Source organism: Chryseobacterium lactis, assembly GCF_003815875.1.
Taxonomy (GTDB): Bacteria; Bacteroidota; Bacteroidia; order Flavobacteriales; family Weeksellaceae; genus Chryseobacterium; species Chryseobacterium lactis.
This window is the reverse complement of the sequence record NZ_CP033924.1, coordinates 180,791-206,376: the sequence shown is the minus strand read 5'-3', so window position 1 is coordinate 206,376 and position 25,586 is coordinate 180,791. Positions and strand designations below refer to the sequence as shown.

The window sequence follows — 25,586 nt, the reverse complement described above, 5'->3', positions numbered from 1 at the left end:
TTAGAAAGGATGATTTGAATTTTACAGCCACTGTCCGAATTTTTTAATAAACCATTGCTTAACGAACTGAGTGAGGATACAATAACCTGTAAGAATTCCTATCAGATAAGGGAAATAGCTTAAAGGCAACGGTTCCATCTTCAGATATACAGCAATAGGACTGAAAGGAATCAGAATTCCGATGAGCATGATTAAACTGGTTAAAGCAACGACAGGCGTAGCAGCCCAGCTTTGAATAAACGGAATCTTTTTTGTTCTGATAATATGAACGATCAAGGTCTGGGACAGCAAGCCTTCCACAAACCAACCGGTCTGAAACAAACTCTGATGTTCGGGAGTATTGGCTTTGAAAACAAAGAACATCACAGCAAACGTTACATAATCAAAAATTGAACTCAAAGGACCGATATACAACATGAACTTTTTGATACTGTCGGCTTCCCATTTTTTTGGTTTTTCCAGAAAATCTTTGTCCATCGTATCCCATGGAATGGAAGATTGTGAAATATCGTAAAGTAAGTTCTGGGTCAGAATCTGCAGCGGAAGCATGGGTAAAAATGGAAGAAGCGCGCTGGCTCCGATCATGCTGAACATGTTCCCGAAATTGCTGCTGGCTGTCATTTTGATATATTTAACGATATTTCCAAAGGTTCTTCTGCCATAGATTACACCACTTCGCAACACCATTAAATCTTTCTCCAGAAGGATAATATCTGCACTTTCTTTGGCGATATCAGCTCCTGTATCTACAGAAATGCCCACATCAGCTTCCTTGATGGCTGCCGCATCATTGATTCCGTCTCCCATGAATCCTACGGTGTGCCCCTTCGATCTTAATATTTTTACGATACGTTGCTTTTGTAATGGATTTACTTTAGCAAAAACAGAGTACATATCCATATCTTTACTGAGTTCCTCATCGCTCATATGATCCATGGTGTCTCCCAACATAATCGTGTTGATTGGAATTCCTACATCGTGGCATATTTTTTTAGCAACAATATCATTATCACCTGTCACAACTTTCACTTCAACACCTAGCTTGTGCAATGCTTTTATACTTGGTTCTGCAGAAGGTTTCGCAGGATCCAGAAATCCTATAAATCCGGTAAGAATAAGATGATCTTCATCTGCGACAGAGTAATTTAAAGCGTGGTTTCCATCAAATTCTTTAATAGCTACTAATAATACTCTCAGCCCTTCTGCATTAAGCTTCTCAGACATTTTGATGATTTGCTGTTTCATAAGATCGTCCAGCGGGACAATATTATCATTTTCAATATGTAAACTGTGGTCTTCCCCGGGATCCAAAGCATATTTGCATAGAGAAAGCATTTCTTCTACTGCTCCTTTAGAGATCATGAGGTGTTTACCTTTGGAGGTATTGAGGATAACAGACATTCTTCTTCTTTCAAAATCGAAAGGAATTTCATCTACTTTCAGGTACAATTCATCTGCTTTCATCAGGTTATGAACTTCTGCATGGTCGAGAACAGCCTGGTCTAGTAGATTTTTAAGTCCGGTCTGGTGAAAACTGTTGAGGTAAGCCCATTTCAATACTTCATCATCTTCGATACCCCGAACGTTGAGGTGGGTTTCCAATACAATTTTGTCAAGTGTCAGTGTTCCCGTTTTATCGGTACAGAGAATATCCATTGCTCCTATATTCTGAATCGCATTGAGTCGTTTAACAATCACTTTCTTTTTACTCATGTTAACAGCTCCTTTGGCAAGATTTGCAGTAACGATCATGGGTAACATCTCAGGAGTAAGGCCTACGGCTACAGCGATGGCAAATAATAAAGCCTGCATCCAGTCTCCTTTTACAAATCCGTTGATCAGGAAAATAACCGGAGTCATAATCAGCATGAACCGAATGAGAAGGAAGCTTACTTTATTTACTCCGATATCGAATGCTGTTTCAGGTCTTTTGGAAACCAGACTTCTGCTGATGCTTCCGAAATACGTGAATATTCCGGTGTTTGTAACAACAACAGTGGCTGATCCGCTCACTACATTTGTCCCCATGAAACATATATTTTGCAGAGTGAGCGGGTTTTGATCTTTAGCATCCCGGATAGGGAATGCATTTTTTTCTACAGGTAACGCCTCTCCTGTAAGAATAGATTCGCTGATAAAAAGATCTTTGCTTTTCAGAATTCGGCAATCGGCAGGAACCATATCTCCGGCTGAAAGAATAACCATATCTCCGGGTACTATTTCAGTAATTTCTATTTCTTCGCTTTCTTTAAACTTTCTTTTGGTAAGGCAGCTTGTTTTTACCATTTTCTTTAAGGCTTCAGCTGCTTTATTGCTTCTGAATTCCTGGATAAATCTTAAGGTTGTACTAAACAGAAGCATTACCGAAATAATGATACTGGTACTAAGATCTTTTTCATTAGCAGGAGCCAGGATAACATCAATAAATAATGAAATCACAGCAATACATGCCAGAATATAATTGAAAGGGTTGAAAAAGGAATGGGCAAATTGTTTCAGCCACGAAGGTGCTTTTTGCATAGCAATTTCATTCTTACCATAAATTTTCAAACGATCTTTTACGGTATTTTCACTAAGTCCTTCTTCAGAAGTTTCCAGCATGGCGTAAACCATTTTTTCGTTCTCTGATGCAGCTTCTTTCAGTTTTACAAGAGCTGCTGAATTGAGATTTTTGTTGGTGGATTTTTTTAACATCGTTTCGATTGTTGTTTCAAATGTTATAAATCATTTTCAGTACCTATAATTTCCCAGCTTACCTTGATGACTTTATCTTCAATAGTCAGCCGGCTTACTGTTTTTTCCATAAAACTGTCCTGTGGAGTAGAAGCATGAACTTCTGCTGTAATGATGGCGTTTTCAGGAATACCGTTGTCATCGCTGGTAAGGGATTTTAATAATATTTTATCATTTCCGCTCAGAGACTGCATTAGCTGGACACGAATGTGGTTTTCTACTTCACTTTTGCATTTTATAGTGAGTAGATATTCGGTGTAATGGCTTCTGCTGCTGATAGTATTGCCAAGCTGGAGGCCTAATGGGCGAAGAATGAGATGAGTAAGGATGATAAAACTACTGGTTATAGCAGCTTCCAGAGGGTATCCCATTGCACTGAGCGCTCCTACAGATGCGGAACACCAGATTGTAGCCGCGGTATTGAGACCCCGAACGGTAAGTCCATCTTTCATAATAACGCCTCCGCCTAAAAAGCCAATACCACTTACAATATAAGAAGCGATCCTGCCAGTAGCATCACCTCCAATTCTGATGGAAAGTAAAACAAATGCAGCAGACCCCAGACATACCAGTGTATTGGTTCGCAGTCCGGCACTTTTCTGACGCCATTGTCTTTCGAAACCAATACTGGCGCCAAGAGCAAATGCTGTGAAGAGACGAAGTGTAAATTCTAATGTAGTCATGATCTTTCTGTTTTATAGCACCCAGCCCGTATACAGAAAGATATACTGTTGAATGCTTAGTTATTGTAATAATGTGACGGGATCGGTATCCATAGTGGGTTTTATTTGCTGCAAAGGTATTCTTCCTTGTAGAGAGGAGCTGTTAGAGAAGTCTTAGAATGTTATTAGAAAATTATTAGAAAAGATATAATTAGGCCTTGTAAAATAATAGGTGTATTTTTGATAGTATCAAATGATACTATAGCTCATGAAGCCACCTTATCAGATAACAAGTGAAATTTTAATGTTAATTGCTTCTATTTCGGAAAAAATCGGAGAAATCAATGCATCACTTTTATATAAGCGTGCTACAGAATTAAGGAAAAAAAACAGGATTAAAACAATTCAATCGTCGCTTGAGATTGAAGGGAATACACTTACAGAAGAACAAATTACCGCATTACTAGAGAACAAAAGAGTATTGGCACCTCAAAAAGACATTCTTGAGGTTAAAAATGCGATTAAAGTTTATGACTATCTTAATCAACTTAATCCTTATCGAATACAAGATTTAGAAAAAGCCCATTCAATTTTAATGAATGGTTTAATTGAGGTTCCTGGTAAATTAAGAACTAAAAATGTGGGGATTGTAAAAGGATCTAAAATTGAGCACATTGCTCCTGGTGGTGCAATGGTTAAAGGTTTAATAAAAGATCTTTTCGATTATTTAAAGAAAGATGATGACTTGCTATTGATAAAAAGCTGCGTTTTTCATTATGAGTTTGAATTTATTCATCCATTTATTGATGGAAACGGAAGAATGGGCAGATTATGGCAAACTCTGATTTTGATGCAACAGTATCCGGTTTTTGAGTTTTTGCCTATTGAGAGTTTGATAAAACAACAACAAAATGTATACTATAACAAGCTTTCCGAATCAGATAAAAAAGGAAATTCTACTCCTTTCTTAGAATTCATGCTTAGAATTATTTTAGATGCTTTAGAAGAAGTTTTGCAGTCACAAAACATTACGCTTCGTACTGAAGACAGAATTTATTTATTTAAAGATAAAGCAGGACCAATCAGATTTAGCAGAAAAGATTATTTGCAACATTTCAAAAATATATCTGCTCCCACAGCCAGTAGAGATTTGCGATGGGCTGTTGAGCAAGGTATTATAAATAAATTTGGGGAACAAAGATTAACGGAATATCAGTTTTTGTAAAATTTGCTTTGAAAAGTATGCTCTATAAACAAGTTGATATCTGTATCCATTGTAAAAGATAAAATTTCAATACATTTGAAGCAAACCACTTTATATTATGGATCCCTGCAATTTATAATTTATAGATACGTTTGTTTTTATCCCCGGAGATTCTGGCTTAAGGGACATTTTTTATGAATTATAAGTTTTACAAATGAAAAAATCAAATATAGCGATACCTGCGACGCTTTTGGCGATCATATGTGTGCAAGGTGGAGCTTCTATTGCAAAACAACTTTTTCCGGCGATTGGTGCTATAGGTACAGTCAGCTTAAGGATTGTACTTTCAGCTGTTTTACTCACTTTGATTAACCGGCCGAAATTTTTGGAATTTACCCGACAAAAATGGCAATATTGTGCGATGTATGGTGTTGGTCTGGCGGCTATGAATCTTATTTTTTATATGGCCATTCAACGGATTCCATTGGGGTTGGCTGTTACGGTAGAATTTGCCGGACCTTTATTTCTGGCCATTGCATTATCCCGTAAGCTGCTGGATGTTGTCTGGGCATTATTGGCATGTGTTGGGATATTGCTTATTGTGCCATGGCAGAATGATCATGTAGATCTGGTAGGGCTTGGGCTGGCTTTTCTTGCCGGAATGTTTTGGGCTGGTTATATTGTGATGGGTGGAAAAGTAGCTAAGATAATGGATGGAAGAGATGCTGTTACCACCGGAATGTTGTTTGCAAGTCTGGTAATCATTCCTTTTACGCTGTGGGATGGTGCCGTGTTTAATCTTACCCCTACTATTTTTGTAAAAGGTTTGGGAGTGGCCATCTTATCGAGTGCATTACCATTTTCTTTAGAAATTATGGCTTTGAAGAGGCTTCCGGCAAAAACATTCAGTATTCTGATGAGTCTGGAACCTGCATTTGCTGCGCTTTCGGGATTAATTTTTCTGGCAGAAGAGTTAAGTTTTTTACAGTGGATCTCCATCGCATGTGTGATAACAGCAAGCATTGGAACTACTATTTTTAGTAAAGTTTCGGGTAGCTAAAATTATTATAAACTTTATTAAAAAAGATTATAGAAATGATCCGGCTATGGAAACAATTTGAAATATTAAAATGTATTAGGCATATCAATAATGGTTGAGGAACTTTCGATCATTATTGATATGTTCGATATAGGAACCATTTTTAGTCCTATGTTAATCCTTATTATCTGGCCACCAGCTTGTACCATCGCATACAAAGTCTATGAATTGAAATCTATTATTACTGCCTTGTATATTTAATGTAGAACCATTATAAGACCAACCCGATGGTGCACCTGCATATGCTGGGGGAGCAATTCCGTTTATAGTAAAATTAATACCTCCTCCATATACATAGAATCTTAATGTTTTACCTTTAAATGCAGAACTTGGAGTTGGAAGAGTTAAATTATGTGATTGATCTACAAAATAGACATCTGATACCTGATTTGGAGAAAGATTAGTCATATTTGTAGTACCATTCCAGCTTAATTCTCCTCCAAATTTTGAAGTTGTAGAAATAACTTTTTGGATATTCCCATTCTGATCAGTCGTTAAATAATAGTCATTACTATTTCCTTGTGGAATTGTACGAACCCTTAGATTTCCGTTGACATCTAAAGTAGATGTAGGAGAGGATGTATTAATCCCTATCTGTGCTAAAAATAATTGAGGTAATAACAATAAATAAATAATCTTTTTCATTTTACGTGTTTTTTATTTTTTATCTTCAAAAATAATAAAATTCACGCTTTTAATGATTTTATTTTGTGTTTTTGTATGTATTTTGTGATATTATTTAATTTTTTAATATATTAAATTGGTTTTTGTTGTTTTTATAATATAAAACGGTAATTTGCGTTAAAAATAGATTATAGATCAAAAGAATTTACACTGTTATTTTGTTGTCTAGTTTAATAATAAATTTAAAAACAGTTGTGTTTTTATCCGAAAAAGCAACAATATAGGCATTATGAAGTTTCGTTATTTTCTCAGTTAGATAGAGTCCTATTCCATACCCTTTTTCTTTTCTGGAGGTTTCACTTCTGTAAAAAGGTTCGAAAATATGCTCAAGATCTTTCTGTGAAATGATGATTCCCGTATTGACGAAATTGATATGCAGGGCGTTCTTTTGTATTTTTACATCAATAAGACATAAATGTTCCGGTGAATATTTACATGCATTATCAATCAAATTATTAAAGGCTACCTGCAGCAGATATTCATTTCCCTGAATGACAAGTTGGTGCTCTTCCACGTCATGATCTATATTCAATGAAACTTTGTAGGCTGCATTTTCTTTCGTTGTTTTGGCATATGATTCCAGGAGAACTTCGTCAAGACGTATTTCGGAAAAACTGATTTCATTAGGATCATAGCTTGCTTTAGCCAGATCCATCAAACTGTTGGAAAGCTTAGCCATATTTCTGGCATCATCCAGTGCGTAACGAATGGTTTGCTGATATTCTTCCTTGGTCTGATCCTTTTCAGAAGCCAGTTCCAGTTCGGCAATGATGGCGGATAATGGGGTTCTCAGCTCATGTGAAATATTGGAAACAAAGTATTTTTGAGCATCAAACGAATTTTCCAGACGTTCCAGCATTTTGTTGAAATTCCCGGCCAGTTCATTGAGCTCATCTTTTTCACCGGTGGTTTTTAATCGTAACTGTAACTTTCCGGCAGTAATTTTTTTGATTTGATTCACCATTTCACTAAGCGGACTTAATGCTTTTTTTGAAAGCAATATTCCCGCAAGATAAATCAAGATCAAAATGCTGATGAATGCTATAATGCTAATAGTAAGAAGGTGGGTAAGATAGTCATAACCATATTTATCGTAGGAAGCAGCGGTAACGGCATAGGTCTTTCCATTATAATGATACACCATCCCGATCACCTGTAAGTTATCCATAAAGAAACTGATTTTCTTTTTCCGGAATATCCGGGAAAGCATCTCGGGAGTTTCCTTTACATAATCTACTTTGGCATCGTCATGGTAGATCAACCGGTTAGTAGTATCGTAGATGGCTACCTGAACTTCATTAAGGGTTCGGTTGTTGTTTTTATACAATTTGTGCATCTCTTGCTCGGGCAATGAACTCTGAAAAAATAGATCGGCCTTGGCAATCGCTTCATTTCTTAATTCGCTGTAGAAAGATTTTTCCCTGGCTTCTTTTGATGAATAATAAATAGAAATACTGTAAACACCCAGAAGCATAGCTGTGATTAAAGTAAAAAGCAGGGTAAGCCTTGTTCTTATTTTCATCTTTATATTTTTAGTTCATCTATATAATGCCTGTTTCGTAGTCTTTCTTCAGGATAAATCCCATTCCTGCTTTGGTATGAATGAGCTTCGTATCAAAGTCTTTATCTATCTTCTTTCGTAGATAATTAATATAAACATCAATAAAGTTGGTTCCTGTATCAAAATGAGTTTCCCATACTTTTTCAGCAATTTCGCTGCGTGAGAGAACCCGCTCCGAATTTTCCAGCATAAACTTAAGAAGATTAAACTCTTTGGGCGTTAATTTGATAGGAGTGTGATCACGGCTGACTGTCTTCTGTTCAAGATTCATCTCAATACCTTCGTATTTTAGGATAAAAACTTTTTGTTGCGTCTGCAGAGAAAATCGTTTCAGGAGAACTTTAATCCTTGCTACCAGTTCACGCAGCTCAAAAGGTTTGGTCATATAATCATCAGCACCGGCATCGAACCCTTCCAGTTTATCATCCGTAGTTCCGAGGGCGGTGAGCATCACAACGGGAAGGTTGGGTTTTAATGCTTTTATTTCATTGCAAAATTCAAGACCGCTTTTTTTAGGTAAAACAATATCGGTTACTACCAGATCAAAATTGGTTTGTAACGCCAGTTTCAAACCCGTTATTCCATCATAAGCCGTTGTTACTTCAAATTCAGCTTCCCGAAGGCCTTGCGTGATAAGTTTTGAAAGTCTGTCGTCGTCTTCAACTAGTAAAATATGTGGCATAAGAATGTTTGGAATGTTTTTGATTGATGTGAAGAATATCAATAACTCAATACTTTCCACAAATGTAATAAATTCTATTTTGTAATTTTGAAAACGAAATAATACTCAATGCAGGAATTTAAAATATCTTTTTCCCAAAACATAAAAAAAGTTATCGTGACAGGAACTCTGTTCTTTTTGATTTTACTATTAATAAATTGCAGCGCCACTCAAACGTCAAAGCTTAAAAATGGTGACTTATTGTTTGTTACCGCGAAAGAAACCGGACTTTCCGGTGCGATCAACAATGTAACTCAAAAGCAAAAAATAGCTTCTTTTGATCATATCGGTATCCTGGAAAAACAGGGAAGTACAATGTTTGTACTGCATGCAGCTCCAAAAGGCGGTTCTCAAAAGCAAACCTTACAAGAATTTCTCAAAGATCAGGAACAGGATGAGCAGAAAGTAATTGTTTACCGTTTAAAACCCGAATATCAGAAATCAATTCCGGCTGCTATTGAAAAAGCCAATCTCATGCTTGGGAAACCTTACAATTTTAATTATATCCTGGATGAAAATTCATACTATTGCTCAGATTTTGTTGAAAGAGCCTTTAGAAAAGATCATATTTTCAAATTGGAACCTATGACTTTTATAGATCCTAAAACAGGAAAGATCAATCTATTCTGGGAAGAGTTTTATCAAAAGAAAAATATAAAAGTGCCGGAAGGAGAGCCCGGTTGTAATCCTAACGGACTGGCAGGTTCAGAAAAAATAGAAAGAATTAAAGAACTGTAAATAGAGAAGAGAAGCTGATAAGGCTTCTTTTTTTTGTTAAAATTTAAAAAATATTAGTCTACTAATTTGGTGGACTAATATTTTTTTATATTTTTGTCACAGATTTGATGCAGAAAGCAATATGATCTGAATATGTTTAATCCCAAAATGTTTAGCAATGATTACACCTAATCCTAGCCTGCAGGTTTTACAAAATAAATTAAACCTGCCAAAAAAAGAATTGATTCTGGAAATAGAGTTGAATGGCAAAATGAAATTTGAACATTTAATGAATACCATCTACAATCAATTCGGGATTTGCCACAGAGTGTTATCAGCAAATGTGGAATATGTGAACGGATATAGTTTTGGTACGGTACAATTATACATTAATGTCAATTCAGAAGATTTTCAGCAACTTGATTTTTATCTGAATAAAAATAAACTTTTGAGTACAACAGTGGAGTATACCTGCAGAAAGTACTTATAAGGAGATTCATATAGTTTTAATTACGAAAGTGTCTGGTTTCTGATCGGGCACTTTTATTTTTTTATCAGATTGAAAGTAAGGCTAGAACATAAAATCTACAAAAAGGAAAATTGATGTGGATATTCGAGTTGAAGATGTAAAAATTCCATTCCTCCGGAGGGGTGGCAAAAATTCAAAGAATTTTTGACGGGGTGGTTTATAAAGCAAACAAAATCAATTTTACACAAAGTTTTACAGATTGGTTAACAAAAAAGCGCTCAGATGACTCTGAACGCTCTATGGTAATAAAAATAAGTTTTTAAATTCTTTCAATATCTGCACCAATGGCTCTTAGTCTTCCATCGATATTTTCATATCCTCTGTCGATTTGCTCGATATTGTGGATAATTGATTTTCCTTCTGCAGAAAGAGCAGCGATCAACAGTGCATTTCCAGCTCTGATATCCGGGGAAACCATGGTCGTTCCTCGTAACGGTGCTTCCTGGTTTAATCCGATGACAGTTGCTCTGTGTGGATCACATAAAATGATCTGAGCTCCCATATCAATTAATTTATCTACAAAGAATAATCTGGATTCAAACATTTTCTGATGAACCAGAATACTTCCTTTCGCCTGAGTAGCTACTACCAGAATAATAGATAATAAATCCGGAGTGAATCCCGGCCACGGAGCATCCGAAATAGTAAGGATTGAACCGTCAATAAATTTCTGAATTCTATAATGATCCTGAGCAGGAATGTAAATATCATCACCTCTTTGCTCAAGCTCGATTCCTAATTTTCTGAATGTATTTGGAATAACTCCTAATTGGTTCCAGTTTACATTTTTGATGGTAATTTCAGATTTTGTCATGGCGGCAAGACCAATCCATGATCCTATTTCTACCATATCGGGAAGCATCGTATGCTCAGTTCCTCTCAAATAATCAACTCCTTCAATCGTCAGAAGGTTAGATCCGATTCCTGAGATATTGGCCCCCATTCTGTTTAGCATTTTACACAATTGCTGAAGATAAGGCTCACATGCCGCATTGTAGATTCTTGTTTTTCCTTTGGCTAATGCAGCAGCCATTACGATATTTGCAGTTCCGGTTACAGAAGCTTCTTCCAGCAAGATGAATTTTCCTCTAAGCTCTTTTGCTTTTAAAGAATAAAAATATTCCTCTTCATCATAATTGAATTCAGCACCCAGTTCTACTAATCCCTGAAAGTGAGTATCCAGTCTTCTTCTTCCGATTTTATCACCTCCGGGAGTTGGCATATAAGCTTCTCCATAACGAGCTAACATCGGACCCATCAACATAATCGAACCGCGTAATTTGGCACCGTCTTTTTTGAATTCGTTGGATTTTATATAATCAAAATTAACTTTATCCGCTTTGAAAGTATAATCTCCCTGTCCGTTTTTAGTAACCTTTACTCCGAAGTCACCCAGAATTTCAATCAGTCTGTTGACATCGTGAATATCCGGTATGTTTTTAATTCTTACCTCTTCGTCAGTTAATAAAACCGCACATAGAATTTGTAAAGCCTCATTTTTGGCTCCTTGTGGAGTAATTTCACCCTGCAGTTTTTTCCCTCCTCTTATCTGAAACGTTCCACTCATTACTTTCTGTTTTTATGATTATTGTTATGCCTTTTTTTGTTTGTTTGATTTTTGTTATTGCTGTTGTTGTTATTACGGTTGTTATTATTGTTATTGCTTCGGTTGTTATTGCTGGTATAGTAAATCTTACTTTTTTCAAGCGAATCAATTCCCGTAAGGTCCAGTCTGTTTTCAGATAATTCCTTCAGATGACGGAAGATGACATCATCTGTTACGTGTTCCTTATTATATACATTATAAGATTTCTTCATATTATTGGCAATTACTTCGATCAGGGCTTCTTTCTCGTCGCCCGGCTCCAGTTCAATTGCTTTTTCTATTAATTGAAGAATACTTTTTCCGTAAAACTTAAAGTCACCTTGAAGTTTTGGATATTCCATTCTTTTTGGTTTTTCTGCCAGTTGCTCCATGGTAGGAAAAGGATAAGGAGATTCTACATCCAAATCATACTCTGCCAGAATAAAAAGATGATCCCAAAGTTTATGTTTATAATTTTCTTCGTCCCGAAGTTGTGGGTTTCTCTGACCCATAAAATCGATAATGGCCATAGCCATTTCGTTCCTTTCCTCTTTAGAAGAAAGTTCTTTACAGCGCTCAACCAACTGTTGTATAATTCTGCCGTATTCCGGCATATGAAGCTGAGTTTTTTGGGTATTGTATTCCATAGTATGCAAATATATGCATTAAAAGAAAAATTGTTTCGAGAATCTTGAAAATTTATGATTTTTTAATGAAAATGTAAGACACTTATTTTAATTGATTTTTTGAAAAAAGTAAAAATATTTCACTTAAAAATGAATTTGTTTTCAATAAAAATGTAACTTGGGTAGTAGATTCATAATTAAATAAGGCTATGAAAAAAATATATTTTCTTCTTCCTGTAGCAGCTTTAGCACTGGTTACCTCTTGTCAGGGTAATGATGAAATACTCAATAAGTCTCCGCAACAATTGGAAGTTCATGATAAAATTGTGAACGTGACGAATCATGATGGGAGACCATTCAGTACAGGAAAAGGATCGGGATCGATATCAGGGAAATTTGTAGCTGGTCCTGGTGGCGGAGTTTTAATGCAGGGGTTTTACTGGGATGTCCCTGAAGGTGGAACCTGGTGGAATACCATTAAAGATAAAGTAACCGCATGGTCCAATGCCGGTATTGGAGCGGTATGGCTTCCACCGGCTTCAAAAGCCCAGAATGGAGCCTTATCCATGGGATATGATCCAACCGATTATTATGATTTTGGAAATTTTAATCAAAATGGAAGTATAGAAACCCGTTTCGGATCCAGAACAGAGCTGGAAGCCTTCATTACAAAAGCACATGCTGAAAATATGCAGGTGTATGCCGATATTGTGATCAATCATAATAGCGGAGGCCAATCTGAAGCAAATCCATATACAGGAACCAATACCTGGACTGATTTTTCAGGAATTGCTTCAGGAAAATTTCAAAGAACTTACAATGACTTTTATAAAAATGCCTACGGGAATAATGATGAGGGTTCCTTTGGAGGATTTCCGGATCTCTGTCACGCCAATCCGCATGTACAAGACTGGCTGTGGGGAAGAGATGATTCAGTAGGAAAATACTATAAAAATGTGATGAAGTTCGACGGCTGGAGATTTGATTACGTGAAAGGTTTTGGGCCTTGGGTAGTCAATACCTGGAATTCTAAAGTAGGTGGGTTTTCTGTCGGAGAATTATGGGATTCTAATGTCAATACACTGGAATCATGGGCGAATAATGCAAACAGTTCCGTATTTGATTTTGCCGCTTACTATAAAATGGATGAAGCCTTTGATAATGGCAATTTAAATGTATTAAACGATGATATGATGTGGAAAAGAAATCCATACAAAGCCGTAACATTTGTTGCCAATCATGATACAGATATTATCAATAATAAAATGCCGGCCTATGCCTATATCTTAACCCATGAAGGATATCCGACAATTTTTTACAGAGATTATGAAGAATGGCTGAACAAAGATAGAATGAATAATCTGATCTGGATTCACAACAACAAAGCGACCGGAACAACCTCTATTTTATACACCGATAATGACGAATATATTGCAAGACGTAACGGCTACAACGGAAATCCGGGTTTGGTAGTGTATATTAATACCTCTTCAAGCTGGCAGGAAAGATGGATTGAAACCAACTGGAGCAGCCAGCAGATCAAAGATTTTACAGGAAGTTCAAGCTGGTATCCGACGACGCAAGGTGATAAGTGGGTGAAAATCCAGTGTCCCCCAAATAGTTATTCGATATGGTCGTTGAATTTATAAGCAAGAAAGGATGATGGATGGTTGATAATAGATGATTGATAATAGATGATTGATAGTGAGATCGTAAATACCCCCTTATTACCCAATCTTTGTCATTTCGACGAGGGAGAAATCTCATGATAGATTCTTCAAAAAACTTGACATTCTTTATACCTGAATAAACTTCTTCTTTTGCTGCTGATCCGGCAAGTAGCATTTCTGATTCGCCAGTTTCATTCTGTTTCTGGAAATAAGATCATATACTTTATCGCTTAAAAATGAAGGGAGAATCTTTCCCACAAAAGAAAGTTTGTAGATTCCGCCTAATAAATCTGCAATCTTCAGTACAGCTCTTGATTTGATGAAATAGTAGTGCTGAGGTTTCCAAAGGTACATCGTATTAAACTCTTTTGTTTCCAATCCTCTTTCAGACAAAAATTGCTGTCCGAAATCAGATTGCAATGAAGCAAACATAAATTGATCATTCTTATCTTTCTCCAGAATCCATTGCACCCAGAAATTACAAACTCCGCAGTCTCCGTCAAAAAATACAATATGCTTGTTCTTCCAATCTTCCATGATTTCTATTTATTGAACATAATTCCCCTTTCAGTATCTTCTTTTGCCATTTTGAAGTATTTGATAAGTTGAGCGCGCTGATCGTCCGTTAGTTTGGCATCCTGATGTCCCAGATAATAAGATTCCAGCGGCATTTCTTTTTTCTCAACCATTTCTATACATTCTTTCAGTTTATCAAGTTGCCTTTTAGGTTCATATACTGCAAAGGTAGAAAAATTAAGATGTTTCCTGCCTTCATTAATATGGTTTTTCAAAAACCATGAAGGGGGTGCAATATTGGAATACCACGGATATTTTGTTTCATTGGAATGACAATCGTAGCATGAAGCCCGGATAATCCTGGCAATAGGATCCGGCGTTTTTTTTATTTTCAGAAAGTCCATTCCGGGAGTAGGTGCCGGATTGGTTTTGTCAATCGGGAAAAACTGGATCATAATGAATGCCACGAGAATGATAACTAATACTTTTTTCATAAGGCAGGTATTTATGTTCTGGAATGATAAAGATAGATAAATTAATTTTTAAAGTAAAAATGAGCTAAGGACAAGGACTGGAAGCGGAAAATATGGAGTTCGAAGTACTGAATCACTTTTTTACAACGGACCTTCTTTTTTAAGAATAATGCAAGAGTTTTTTGGTTGGAGCTATTTGAAGTCAAAGTTTAGATCTTCTTTTTCTAACCATGCCAGTGAGTGTTGCAAAGTTGTTTTTCAATCTACAATAACTTCCTATTTCTATCTTTCCTCTTCCTTCTGCTGCTTACATTGAGTAATTCTAAATAGTGTTGATTATATACAGGTTGACCTAAAAAATGATTAACTTAATACCACAATTATGTCTCGGTTCGGATGGCGTTGGAAATATTATTTTATAGTTTTTAACTATCGTTGAAATAATTATTAATAGATTGTATTTATTGAATAAGCGTTGTAAGTTTGTCATGTTCTTACAACAAATAAAATTACTAATCAATATAAAAAATAAATAAACGACAATGGAAAAAGATTTGAATGACATCAGTAAATGCCCGTTTCACAACGGAACTATGAAAAAGAGTGTAGCAGGTGGCGGAACTCAAAATCAGGATTGGTGGCCCGATCAGCTAAGGGTAGATCTTTTGCGCCAGCATTCATCACTTTCTAATCCTATGGACAAGGATTTTGACTATGCAGAAGCATTTAAAAATCTGGATCTTGAAGCTGTAAAAAGAGATCTTCACGCCTTAATGACGGATTCACAAGATTGGTGGCCGGCAGATTTTGGTCATTATGGACCTTTGTTTATCCGTATGGCCTGGCATAGTGCCGGAACCTACCGTGTAGGAGACGGAAGAGGTGGTGCAGGTGCAGGACAACAGCGTTTTGCTCCTTTGAACAGCTGGCCGGATAATGTGAGTTTAGATAAAGCAAGAAGATTATTATGGCCTATTAAACAAAAATATGGCAGAAATATATCATGGGCGGATCTTTTAATTCTTACCGGAAATATAGCCCTTGAATCTATGGGATTCAAAACATTTGGATTCGCAGGAGGACGTGAAGACGTCTGGGAACCGGATTCCGATATATATTGGGGTTCAGAAAAAACCTGGTTAGGAGGTGATCTGCGTTATGCACACGGTTCTGAGGGTGTTGTAGAGGGGCATTCTGCGGTTCTTCCTACTGATGATAATGCAGACGGGGATATTCATTCAAGAAATCTTGAGAAGCCATTGGCAGCAGTACAAATGGGATTGATCTATGTAAACCCTGAAGGACCGGATGGAAATCCTGATCCTATTGCAGCTGCTAAAGATATTCGTGATACTTTCGGACGTATGGCGATGGATGATGAGGAAACGGTAGCTTTGATTGCCGGAGGACATACTTTTGGTAAAACCCACGGTGCAGGACCGGCAGATAACGTCGGTAAAGAACCTGAAGGAGCAGGAATTGAGCAGCAAGGACTTGGATGGGCAAGTACTTATAAATCAGGAAGCGGAAGAGATGCTATTTCCAGTGGTCTGGAAGTGACCTGGACAGAAACGCCAACAGAGTGGAGCAATTATTTCTTTAAAAACTTATTTGAAAATGAATGGGAATTAACAAAAAGTCCGGCCGGAGCCCATCAATGGGTAGCAAAAGGCGGTGCAGAAATTATTCCTGACGCATTTGATTCTTCTAAAAAGCACAGACCAACGATGCTGACCACGGATCTTTCATTGAGACTCGATCCTGTATACGAAAAAATTTCAAGACATTTTTATGAAAACCCTGATGCGTTTGCCGATGCATTTTCAAGAGCATGGTTTAAACTTACTCACAGGGATATGGGACCTCGCGCCCGCTACCTCGGCCCGGATGTTCCTCAGGAAGAACTGATCTGGCAAGATCCTATTCCTGAAGTGAATCATGAACTGGTAGATGCTAATGATGTACAAACTCTTACATCTAAACTCTTACATTCTGGATTAAGCATTTCTGAACTGGTCTCTACGGCATGGGCTTCTGCATCAACTTTCAGAGGAAGCGATAAACGTGGTGGTGCCAATGGCGCAAGAATAAGGCTGGAACCTCAGAAAAACTGGGAAGTCAATAATCCTGCACAATTGCAAAAAGTGCTTGGTGTACTGGAAGGAATTCAGAAAGAGTTCAATGATGCTCAGATTGGAGGAAAGAAAATATCGTTAGCCGATCTTATTGTTTTAGCAGGAAACGCAGGGGTAGAAGCCGCTGCCAAAAATGCAGGACAAGACGTGAAAGTACCTTTTGCTCCCGGAAGAATGGATGCTTCGCAGGAACAAACCGATATTGAATCTATGGGGTATCTTGAACCTTTTGCAGACGGATTCCGTAATTATCTGAAAAGAAAATTTACCGTTTCAACAGAATCATTGTTGATTGATAAGGCTCAGTTATTAACGCTTACAGCTCCTGAGCTAACTGTTTTGGTAGGAGGGATGCGTGCATTGGATACTAATTTCGAAGGTACAAAACATGGAGTATTGACCAGTCGTCCCGGTGCTCTTACCAATGATTTCTTTGTGAACCTTTTGGATATGGGAACCCAATGGAAAGCGATGTCTGAAGATAAAGAATTGTATATGGGAAGCGACCGTTCAACAGGTCAGCCAAAATGGACAGCCACACGTGCAGATCTTGTTTTCGGTTCCAATTCTGAACTGAGAGCCGTTGCTGAGGTATACGGAAGTGCTGATGCGCAAGGGAAATTTGTAAATGACTTTGTAGCGGCATGGACCAAGGTGATGAATCTGGACCGCTTTGATCTGATCTGATCTGATCCATATAAAGAAGGTGATTATATGCAATTTTATAGTAATACTGATGTCTTAGTTATTATGCCTCTGTCATTCTGAATACAAACTGAAGGTTTGCGAACGTAGTTCAGAAGTGAAATGAAGAATCTGCCATATATGAGATTCTTCCTTCGTCAGAATGACAATGCTGTAAAATTATATATAGTCTCCATAAAGAAAAATACTAATGAAGACAGCAGTGATGCTGTCTTTGTTTTTTGAGTATCTTGGCAATTAAAACAAATCAGCTATGCATACCAAAGAACTCATCAACAGAGTCGTTTCCATTAGATTAAAAAATAAAGCCCTCCTTGAGGGAATAGTGATTGATGTATCGGAGGATTGGTATTATTTAAAATATATTGCTGTTGACTATGTAATGGATGGCTTTGTACTGATCAATCGAAGATATATTAATCAGGTTGAAATACCGGATGATAGTGGTTTTAAAGAAAATATAATGAGATTAAAAGGGAGTATTGATGGAGAAAGCCCCAGTCTCAATATAGATAGTCACGTAAATTTACTATTGGATCTACAGTTTAAAAAGAAGATGATTAAACTGGAACTTAAAAATCCGGATAAATGCTACATTGGTAAGATCAATCTTGTCCGGGAACATTCAATTAAAGTTCATTTATTCAGTTGGAATGCCAAGTGGCTGGGCGTAGAAAGTTTTTTATTTAAAGAAATAAGAGCCATTTATTTTGATAACGATTATATCGATTCTTTACAACTGGCATTGCCTGTAATTTCAGATTCTGAGTGAAATTTATCTGCTAAATTACAATATGTATTTCCTGATAACTACGATTGCTTTTCTGACTTCAGCTTCATAATTTCATCAATTAATAAAGGGATCATATTCCTTGCCATCGCAATAAAATCCTGATCCTCGGGTTTTATGTTTGTAAACTCTATGTTATAGTCTCTGTCCTCCTCTTTACCCGTCATGATAAAACTGGAACCTGAATTAAAATCTCTACCTTCAATATAAGAAGTCCAGGGAGAAGCGGTTGCTTTATTGCATATTTCAAGAATATTTTTTAACTCTAATTCTGTCATAGTTTATAATTAATTGCAATGTTATTTTCAACTTATCGTAGGTAAAGATAGAAAAGGAGGGAGCTTATGGGAAGTAATTATTAAAAAAATGCCACACGAAAGGATTCGTGTGGCAGCGGGGGGTAAGCTACCAAAGTCTGCTAAAGAACAAATCTATTTTGTTTATAGTGAGAACGAACGAGGCACTCACACTAGAGGGGACTTTGCTCAGTGTTTTTTTAATTCTATAATCTTTTTATAACAATTCTCCCCGTTGTGGTAACCGAAGCAAAGTACAATATTCTCATCTTTTTTTTCAAAAAAAGTAGTATAGGTCATATCGATATCATTCACATCTTCTGGAAAGGCAATTAAATCTTTATCTAAATTTAAATAAAAATCAGAAAACTTTATTGAAGAACCATCTAATTTATATTTCGAATTGTAATTCAATAATTCCTTCCCCTTTATATTGTAAATCACTCTGTTATACATTCCATCCTTTTTAATTGTTAGAGTGTCATATGTATTCTTGTATGATATGGGTGAATATTTCCCATATATATCTTCATTACTAATATTTTGGCACGAAAATAAAAAAGGTAATAAAATTAAACTTATACTTTTTTTCATATTTATTAAATTTAAGATGTTCAATTTAGAATCTAGGTTTTGTTAATGTAGATGGCGGTGTTATAGCTTGTTTAAAAACGTTCTTTAAGGTTGGGTTGACTGCTTTTTGTTGAACTTCGGAATTGCTTTCAGTCCATATATAATTCTGATATGTATTTCCAAAGCTATTTACCTTCCCATCGGTTCTTTCAAAATTATTTACTGGTAATCTATAAAACAATGATTCTTGTGACTTAGAATCAGTCATTAAGAAAAGTGTCTCATCTGCTAATTTATACCAAGATACATTTGATCTTCCCCACATTTGCTCATACATATCAAAATTTGCTGTTATGGGGTTAGCTTGAAGATAATTCATTTTGACAACTCCTTTTGAATTTTTTGAATTTAGTACATCCTGTCTTGCTAAAGAAGAATATGGAGACGATACCTTATTTAGAGAAGCAACAGGTCCATCATTAGAATCATTAAAATCACTAAATAGACTGCGAGCAGGTCCACTTCCTCCAAGATATTCACCTGTTATAGTTCCCCATCCTACATCTTTTCCTCTATGAGTATAACCACTAATAATAGATTCTCCGCCTTTAATAATATTTGAAGCTCCAGTTTGTCGACTAACTACTTTAGTGTCTCCATTTCTTTGATGGTAAAAATCTATTTTATTTCCACCTAAATTACTAATCATCTTGCCATTCTTATCATACTCATTAAATGGTTCTCGTCCATCAGGATCAATAAATCTTATTGGGTTATTAAATGCATAGTTATAAGGACTATGCCTTGTCATCTTTTCAGCCAACGGATCCACCACGCCCCATCTTCCCAAGTCCGGCATATACATTCTCGCTCCATAATCATACATTCCCGTCTCTTGCAGCTCTTTCCCATTATACTTGTACTGATACGCATCATTCCCGCTCAAAGTATTATACCCTTCATGCTTTAATCCAAACGGATAGTAATTGCTTTCCTCAATGATCTCTATTTCCTGATCCGCCGTTCATGTAGCTTAAGCGTACATTTCCTAAGTGATCTGTATAATTGTAAATATACTTATTTTTGAATTGTTAAAATAACAAAATGCCACACGAAAGGATTCGTGCGGCAGCGTTAGGTATTTGAAAATAAAAGCCTCGCTATTGCGAAGGTTTATTTTTTATGTTGGAAACGAGCGAAGATATTAAATTATTTAAATACTATAATTAATGCCATAATAAAAAGGATCACATATATAAAAATAGGAATTAAGGGATAATATATTTTATCATATTTTCTTTTCTTATAAAGTATTATAAAAAACAATATAGAGACAAAAATGTTTCCAAACACCAATATTGGGATGATATTAGTATGAAACTCGTAATATAATTTTCTATTTAGATCATATTTAAAAACAAAATGAAATATCAAATAAATAAAAATATTTACTAAAAAGAACAGTAGTGGTATAAATTGAATTTTATTTTTCATTTTTCATTATTTAATAACCGGTAAAATTAAATCCATCAAAAATGGACTTTTGGTCTGCAGCAGTATCTCCCATATTTCCTCTCATTAATTCATTTAAATTTGAACCAAATTTAACTGCATCTTTATCAAAACCATTTAAATGCATCCATCCTCCCCACATATAATTTCCTCCATCATATAAATTATACAATGTGTTAGATTCTCCAAATCTAAAATAGTCAGTTGTTTCATTTAAAGTGTCTTGCCAAGGTCTTCTTCTATCGGTATTATATTCTGGATATATATAATTAGGACCTAATGCAGATGTAGCAAAATCGGCTTTACCATAAGATTCTTTTTTAGCTATACCCAGAGCTGTAATTTTATGACTCATAGCGTTATCCGAATCGCCCATTCTTAATGCATCTTGAGCTTTCATATTATATCTTAATGCATCAAAACCAGCAGTTTTCATAAATTGAACTAAACGTCCTTTAGATATTTGATGGTATAGCTGATCTCCTTTATAATATTTTCCAGGTTTTAGACTATTTTTATCAACTTCTTTAGGATCATTAAAAAACAATTGCTTCCCTTTTTCATCAAAAAATCGATTGGGCTTATTATTATGCACAATATTTGTTATCTTACCTTTGCTATTAACAGTAATATCATCAGAAGGAACGAAGCTGTCATTAATAAAATCATTTATTGTCCATTGTGCAAGAGGCTTTCGTCCATCCGGATCAATAAACCTTATAGGATTATTAAACGCATAATTATAATGAGAGTGACGACGCATTTTCTCTGCAAGAGGATCTACCACACCCCATCTTCCAACATCCGGCATATAGAATCTCGCGCCATAATCATACATTCCGGTCTCCTGAAGCTCCTTCCCGTTGTACTTATACTGATAAGCAGTATTCCCGCTCAAAGTATTATACCCTTCATGCTTTAATCCAAACGGGTAGTAATTACTTTCCTCAATGATCTCTATTCCTGACCCGCCGTTCATGTAACTTAATCGTACATTTCCTAAGTGATCTGTGTAATTGTAAATATACTTATTTTTTACATAATCAAAGTAGCCTTCTGAGGTTGGGAAGAATTGTAATGTATTGTTCTCATACTGGAAACCGGTCAGATAATCTACGACTTTACTTCCTGCGGTTTTTTTCACCTTTACTCCATCAGCACTGTATAGATAAGATGTATTGCCTTGTGGAGAAAGGATATTTTGAGGCAGGTTCAGATAATTGTACCGGATGGTGAGTCCTTTATCTTCCTGAACGGTCATATTCCCGTTATCGTCGTAAGCAAAGGCTTTTCCTCCAATAGGATATCCTGAAGGGTTTTCAGAAATATCACGTACTTTGGTTAAGCGGTTTCCTGTGTACTCGTATGCCAGATCATCCATGTTTTCGGGAGCGGTATATCCTGGGAACTGTCTGCCTTTTCTTTTCAAACTACCAATATTCCCATTGAGATCGTAGGTCAGGGTTTCGGTATATTCTCCCCGGTCTAAGTTCATGGCATCCCAAAGGCGGCCTTCTTTCAGTCGGTTTAAAGGATCATATTCGTAGGAATAATTTCTTAGTACGGCATCAGTTTGGGTGATCCAGGCTGCCTGGGAAATATTTCCGTTGTATTTGGCCGTTCCGCTGAACTGGGCATTAGGATTGTTGTATCTTAACTCGTATGCAAAAAGCTTGGTAAGCAAATTGGAAGGCTCGTTAATTTTGGTCAGCCAACCCCGGATGTTATAGGCATAATTAACACTTTGTAACGGGCTTCCTGTGGTGTTTCCTACATTTTTAGTCTGCAGTTGTCCCAGCTCGTTATATACATTCTCGGCAAGAAGTTCCTTGTTGGCTCCATTTACCTGATGCCAGTGTCTTACCATTCTTTCCTGATGATCATACTCAAAAGATTCTTTAATACTGATCTCGGTATCATTCTGAGTTCTTTTATGAAAACTAAGCGTATAGTTTGGTTTTCCTGAGAACTTCAGCAGACTTTCCGTTCTCGCATAGCCACCCAGATGGTTGATTGAATGCGATCCTATCGCCCTTCCTTTGAGGTCATAATAGGTATAGTTTTTTGTCCAGTTATCATCTTCAATATTTTTCACCAGGCTGACAAGAGGAAGGCTATTGGTACTTCTTCCGTCAGAGGTTGGTGTTGCCGTTAAAACAGGTTCTCCCTGTATTGTAGCAGGAAATGAAGGATTGAAACTGTATCCCGGATAAGAGTCATAATAATTCAAAGACAATAAGGTAACCCAGGTAGGAGACTTAGGATAGGTGATGTCGGAATTACTATAATACACATCCATTCCCTGTCTGTTAAAAAATGAAGAATTTCCCCGATCTACACTATTGCTGCCAAATGTATTGGCTTCAGTTTGTTCCTGAGACCTTGTTCCGCCGGTGTTTATCCCTGTATAGGCCACTCTTCCAAATTTATCGTATTTGGTATACAGCCAGTGACCTTTTGCATTTAAATTGGCATCCTGGGTAGCTACTAATCTGTCTTGCTTATCATAGACCATGTATTCCCAGCCTTTTCCCGGAAGCTTTTTCTCTACCAGTCTACTCCTTCCGTCATAGCGATATTGATAACACAGATCACTCAGTAAAGTCTCTGTAATGGGTTTGTTGATTGCCTGAGGTGGAAGAACAAAAGCCAGCTGGTTATATTCATTATATACATAGTAGGTGTCTACATGGGTGTAAACATCCAATACTTTTCTGACGAGTATGGTTTGGCCTTGTCCGTTTTTAAATTCAATAGTTTCATTTCCTTCTTCATCTTTTATCGTGTTTTTATATAGCTGATTGGGTAAGTAGGTTGGAGAAGGAGCTAAACTCAATACCGTTTTAGTGGCTCCATTCTCCCATGTTGTAGAGGTAACATGTTGATATACTTCACCAGCTACATTGGCATCATATCCAAAGGTAACCGGCTTATTCTGCCAATCGGCTCCTGGATTTTTAACATTTAAAACCCGGTCAAGAGGGGAGTTTTCCAGTGTTTTATGAGTAAACGGAGATGAATCATTAATCCCATTGGATTGATAATAAGCAGTAGCACTGCCTTCTACTCCGGACTGGATATTCCCATTTTGTGAAGATATGGGTACGGGAAGCCAGGAATCTACCTGACGGCCAAAATTGTCATAAGGAATGGAAGTAACAAGATCCTTTCCTCCAGGGGTGGATTTGATGCCGATATTTTGCTTGGGTCTTCCCAATCCGTCAAAGAACTGGATGTTTTGTATCTGTTGTAATGCCGGATTTGAAGTCGTGGTGGGAACCAGGTATTCCCGGGTATAAATATAATTTTCACTACCGGATATATTGGTCGTGGGATCTACCGTCACAGGAACATACGGGTTGTTCCCTGAGTTATTGGTGGATCCCAGATAGCCTCGGAAGGTTCCGCTCGCAGAACCGAAACTGAATCCCGGGAGCAGCCGTATGCTGTGGGGATCTGAGACCTCTGTATTAGGAGTGGGTGAGGAATTCAGAACGATCTGGCCGTAATGAAGCACACTTCCTGCTAATAAAAGGATTGAATATATTTTTTTATTCATGGTTGTTTAGTTAGTAGGCTTTAGGGTAAGAAATTGCTTTTTTAGCTGTTCTACTTCCTGATGTAGTTTTTTAAGTTCTGCATTTTCTGTTTCCAGTTGCTGGATTCTTTCCTGCTGATTTTTCAGTTGTTTGTTTTGTTCGATGCTGTATAAAGTCAGTTCTTCAACTTTTTGCAACAACTGAATCTGGAAGCTTCCGATGTTCACTCCTTCTTTTTCCATTACTTTTGCGGAAGCAATTTCCGGAAGGTGTTTTTTCTCTTTGATATGTTTCTCCACATCTTCTAATTTGGGAAGATCGTAAGTACTTTCAAAAACGAAATCGGCAGTTGGAGTATGGGTAATTTTAATTTCTTTGGCTTCCAGTTTTCCATTCAACAGGGCGTTTCCGTTGGGAGAAATCTTCAGAAGTTCATTCATAGTTACCGGAGAATTGAGGGCAACTTGCTGGGATGGCGTAGCTACAAATTTAAATCCTTCATTATCCAGAGTAACTGCGGCTTTTACAAAATTCAATGTTCCGTTACTGGATAGCCATCCTAAATTTGCAGGGTTCGATTTTACTCCAAAGCTCATATAGGTAGATGCTGAGCTTCTGAGGGATCCCCAGTTATTCAGAGAACCGTCTACATATCGTATGGCAAGAGCATTGATCCCTTCTGTACCGCTACTAGCTCCGGTCATAATATTTCCCGAAATATCAAGTCTTTCAACAGGCGCAGAGGTTCCGATTCCTATATTCCCATCCTGAAGGATTGAAAATCTTTCAATAAGGTTGGTAGCACTGGTGTTATCATTCACTAAAATCGAGAATTTGGAACCATATTTATTTCCTGTCTCTTCTGTAGCGGTTATTCTTGCCTTGGGTGAATTCTGGTATCCTGCAAATTCTAATGTAGGATATTTGGGATTGGAAGAAGAAGCACTTGATCCTCCAGTGGAGATTGTTATTTTACCTCCGTTTTGATCACCGACCTCCAGATTGGAATGTGGATCCTGAATACCAATTCCTACATTTCCATCTTTGAATATCTGGATTCCCTTTCCCGCTGATGTTTCCATTCTTATCCCTCCATGCCAATTGATTTTAAGACCATCAGAATTTTGAACAGGATAATGACCTATGGTATAGTTGACAGGATCTGAGTTGCTATATAATTTATCAAATGCGATTTCCTGAGCGTAAGCAACAGAAGCTAATGTTAATGCTATGGTTGAAAATAATCTAGTCATAAT

At 36.8% G+C, this 25,586-nt stretch carries 20 protein-coding genes and 1 pseudogene; 7 read left to right on the top strand and 14 right to left on the bottom strand.

From position 1 onward, the window contains the following. Nucleotides 1-21 precede the first annotated feature (21 nt). Together mgtA and EG342_RS00970 are read right to left on the bottom strand one after the other, a co-directional pair. Nucleotides 22-2,694, bottom strand: coding sequence for a magnesium-translocating P-type ATPase (mgtA, locus tag EG342_RS00975; RefSeq protein WP_103292131.1), 2,673 nt, complete (start codon nt 2,692-2,694; stop codon nt 22-24). A 23-nt stretch (nt 2,695-2,717) separates the two neighbouring features. Beyond that, entirely contained in the window at nt 2,718-3,416 is a 699-nt protein-coding gene (locus EG342_RS00970) for an MgtC/SapB family protein (RefSeq protein WP_103292132.1), read from the bottom strand. A gap of 247 nt (nt 3,417-3,663) precedes the next feature. On the opposite strand from EG342_RS00970, the gene EG342_RS00965 reads away from it, so the two are divergent. Further along, the gene (locus tag EG342_RS00965) at nt 3,664-4,620 is read left to right on the top strand and encodes a Fic family protein (RefSeq protein ID WP_103292133.1); all 957 of its coding nucleotides are present in this window, start codon (nt 3,664-3,666) and stop codon (nt 4,618-4,620) included. 193 nt (nt 4,621-4,813) lie between these two features. Next, entirely contained in the window at nt 4,814-5,659 is an 846-nt protein-coding gene (locus EG342_RS00960) for an EamA family transporter (protein WP_103292134.1), read from the top strand. A 153-nt stretch (nt 5,660-5,812) separates the two neighbouring features. Here the strand turns inward: EG342_RS00960 and EG342_RS00955 are convergent, their stop codons facing one another. The 3 genes from EG342_RS00955 to EG342_RS00945 form a co-directional block, all read right to left on the bottom strand. After that, the gene (locus tag EG342_RS00955) at nt 5,813-6,343 is read right to left on the bottom strand and encodes a hypothetical protein (protein WP_103292135.1); all 531 of its coding nucleotides are present in this window, start codon (nt 6,341-6,343) and stop codon (nt 5,813-5,815) included. 184 nt (nt 6,344-6,527) lie between these two features. Next, a complete protein-coding gene (locus EG342_RS00950) occupies nt 6,528-7,904 on the bottom strand; it encodes an ATP-binding protein (protein ID WP_103292136.1) in 1,377 nt (458 codons plus the stop codon). A 19-nt stretch (nt 7,905-7,923) separates the two neighbouring features. Further along, nucleotides 7,924-8,625, bottom strand: a complete 702-nt coding sequence (locus EG342_RS00945; protein ID WP_103292171.1) for a response regulator transcription factor — start codon at nt 8,623-8,625, stop codon at nt 7,924-7,926. Between the two features lie 156 nt (nt 8,626-8,781). On the opposite strand from EG342_RS00945, the gene EG342_RS00940 reads away from it, so the two are divergent. After that, on the top strand, nt 8,782-9,402 hold the full coding sequence (locus EG342_RS00940) for a YiiX/YebB-like N1pC/P60 family cysteine hydrolase (RefSeq protein ID WP_246008706.1): 621 nt from the start codon (nt 8,782-8,784) through the stop codon (nt 9,400-9,402). A 157-nt stretch (nt 9,403-9,559) separates the two neighbouring features. Continuing rightward, nucleotides 9,560-9,871: an NIL domain-containing protein gene (locus EG342_RS00935; RefSeq protein ID WP_103292138.1), complete on the top strand. Its 312-nt coding sequence runs from the start codon at nt 9,560-9,562 to the stop codon at nt 9,869-9,871. 298 nt (nt 9,872-10,169) lie between these two features. Here the strand turns inward: EG342_RS00935 and murA are convergent, their stop codons facing one another. Both murA and EG342_RS00925 read right to left on the bottom strand, forming a co-directional pair. After that, nucleotides 10,170-11,477, bottom strand: coding sequence for a UDP-N-acetylglucosamine 1-carboxyvinyltransferase (gene murA / locus EG342_RS00930; RefSeq protein ID WP_103292139.1), 1,308 nt, complete (start codon nt 11,475-11,477; stop codon nt 10,170-10,172). After that, on the bottom strand, nt 11,477-12,142 hold the full coding sequence (locus EG342_RS00925) for a DUF4290 domain-containing protein (protein WP_103292140.1): 666 nt from the start codon (nt 12,140-12,142) through the stop codon (nt 11,477-11,479). Before EG342_RS00925 ends, murA begins: the two co-directional genes overlap by 1 nt. A 188-nt stretch (nt 12,143-12,330) precedes the next feature. Between EG342_RS00925 and EG342_RS00920 the strand changes: the two genes are divergently transcribed. Further along, nucleotides 12,331-13,770 (top strand): alpha-amylase, encoded by a 1,440-nt coding sequence (locus EG342_RS00920; protein WP_103292141.1) that lies wholly within the window; start codon nt 12,331-12,333, stop codon nt 13,768-13,770. A gap of 147 nt (nt 13,771-13,917) precedes the next feature. On the opposite strand, the gene EG342_RS00915 is transcribed toward EG342_RS00920, so the two are convergent. Both EG342_RS00915 and EG342_RS00910 read right to left on the bottom strand, forming a co-directional pair. Further along, the gene (locus EG342_RS00915; protein ID WP_103292142.1) at nt 13,918-14,328 is read right to left on the bottom strand and encodes a thiol-disulfide oxidoreductase DCC family protein; all 411 of its coding nucleotides are present in this window, start codon (nt 14,326-14,328) and stop codon (nt 13,918-13,920) included. 5 nt (nt 14,329-14,333) lie between these two features. Then, entirely contained in the window at nt 14,334-14,801 is a 468-nt protein-coding gene (locus EG342_RS00910; protein ID WP_103292143.1) for a heme-binding domain-containing protein, read from the bottom strand. Nucleotides 14,802-15,322: 521 nt separating this feature from the next. On the opposite strand from EG342_RS00910, the gene katG reads away from it, so the two are divergent. Together katG and EG342_RS00900 are read left to right on the top strand one after the other, a co-directional pair. Further along, nucleotides 15,323-17,602 carry a catalase/peroxidase HPI gene (gene katG, locus EG342_RS00905; protein WP_103292144.1) on the top strand — a complete coding sequence of 760 codons (2,280 nt, stop codon included), beginning with the start codon at nt 15,323-15,325 and terminating at the stop codon, nt 17,600-17,602. A 271-nt stretch (nt 17,603-17,873) separates the two neighbouring features. After that, entirely contained in the window at nt 17,874-18,392 is a 519-nt protein-coding gene (locus tag EG342_RS00900; protein ID WP_103292145.1) for a hypothetical protein, read from the top strand. A 38-nt stretch (nt 18,393-18,430) separates the two neighbouring features. Here the strand turns inward: EG342_RS00900 and EG342_RS00895 are convergent, their stop codons facing one another. The 5 genes and pseudogenes from EG342_RS00895 to EG342_RS25410 all read right to left on the bottom strand — a co-directional run bounded on the left by EG342_RS00895 (nt 18,431) and on the right by EG342_RS25410 (nt 25,583). Next, entirely contained in the window at nt 18,431-18,688 is a 258-nt protein-coding gene (locus EG342_RS00895) for a hypothetical protein (RefSeq protein ID WP_103292146.1), read from the bottom strand. Nucleotides 18,689-18,895: 207 nt separating this feature from the next. Next, nucleotides 18,896-19,300, bottom strand: a complete 405-nt coding sequence (locus tag EG342_RS00890) for a hypothetical protein (protein WP_103292148.1) — start codon at nt 19,298-19,300, stop codon at nt 18,896-18,898. 718 nt (nt 19,301-20,018) lie between these two features. Beyond that, nucleotides 20,019-20,364 (bottom strand): annotated as a pseudogene (locus tag EG342_RS25665) (RHS repeat domain-containing protein); the annotation flags it as partial. 419 nt (nt 20,365-20,783) lie between these two features. Then, a complete protein-coding gene (locus tag EG342_RS25415; RefSeq protein WP_246008704.1) occupies nt 20,784-24,350 on the bottom strand; it encodes a DUF6443 domain-containing protein in 3,567 nt (1,188 codons plus the stop codon). A 6-nt stretch (nt 24,351-24,356) separates the two neighbouring features. Continuing rightward, nucleotides 24,357-25,583: a hypothetical protein gene (locus EG342_RS25410; RefSeq protein WP_246008703.1), complete on the bottom strand. Its 1,227-nt coding sequence runs from the start codon at nt 25,581-25,583 to the stop codon at nt 24,357-24,359. Nucleotides 25,584-25,586 lie beyond the last annotated feature (3 nt).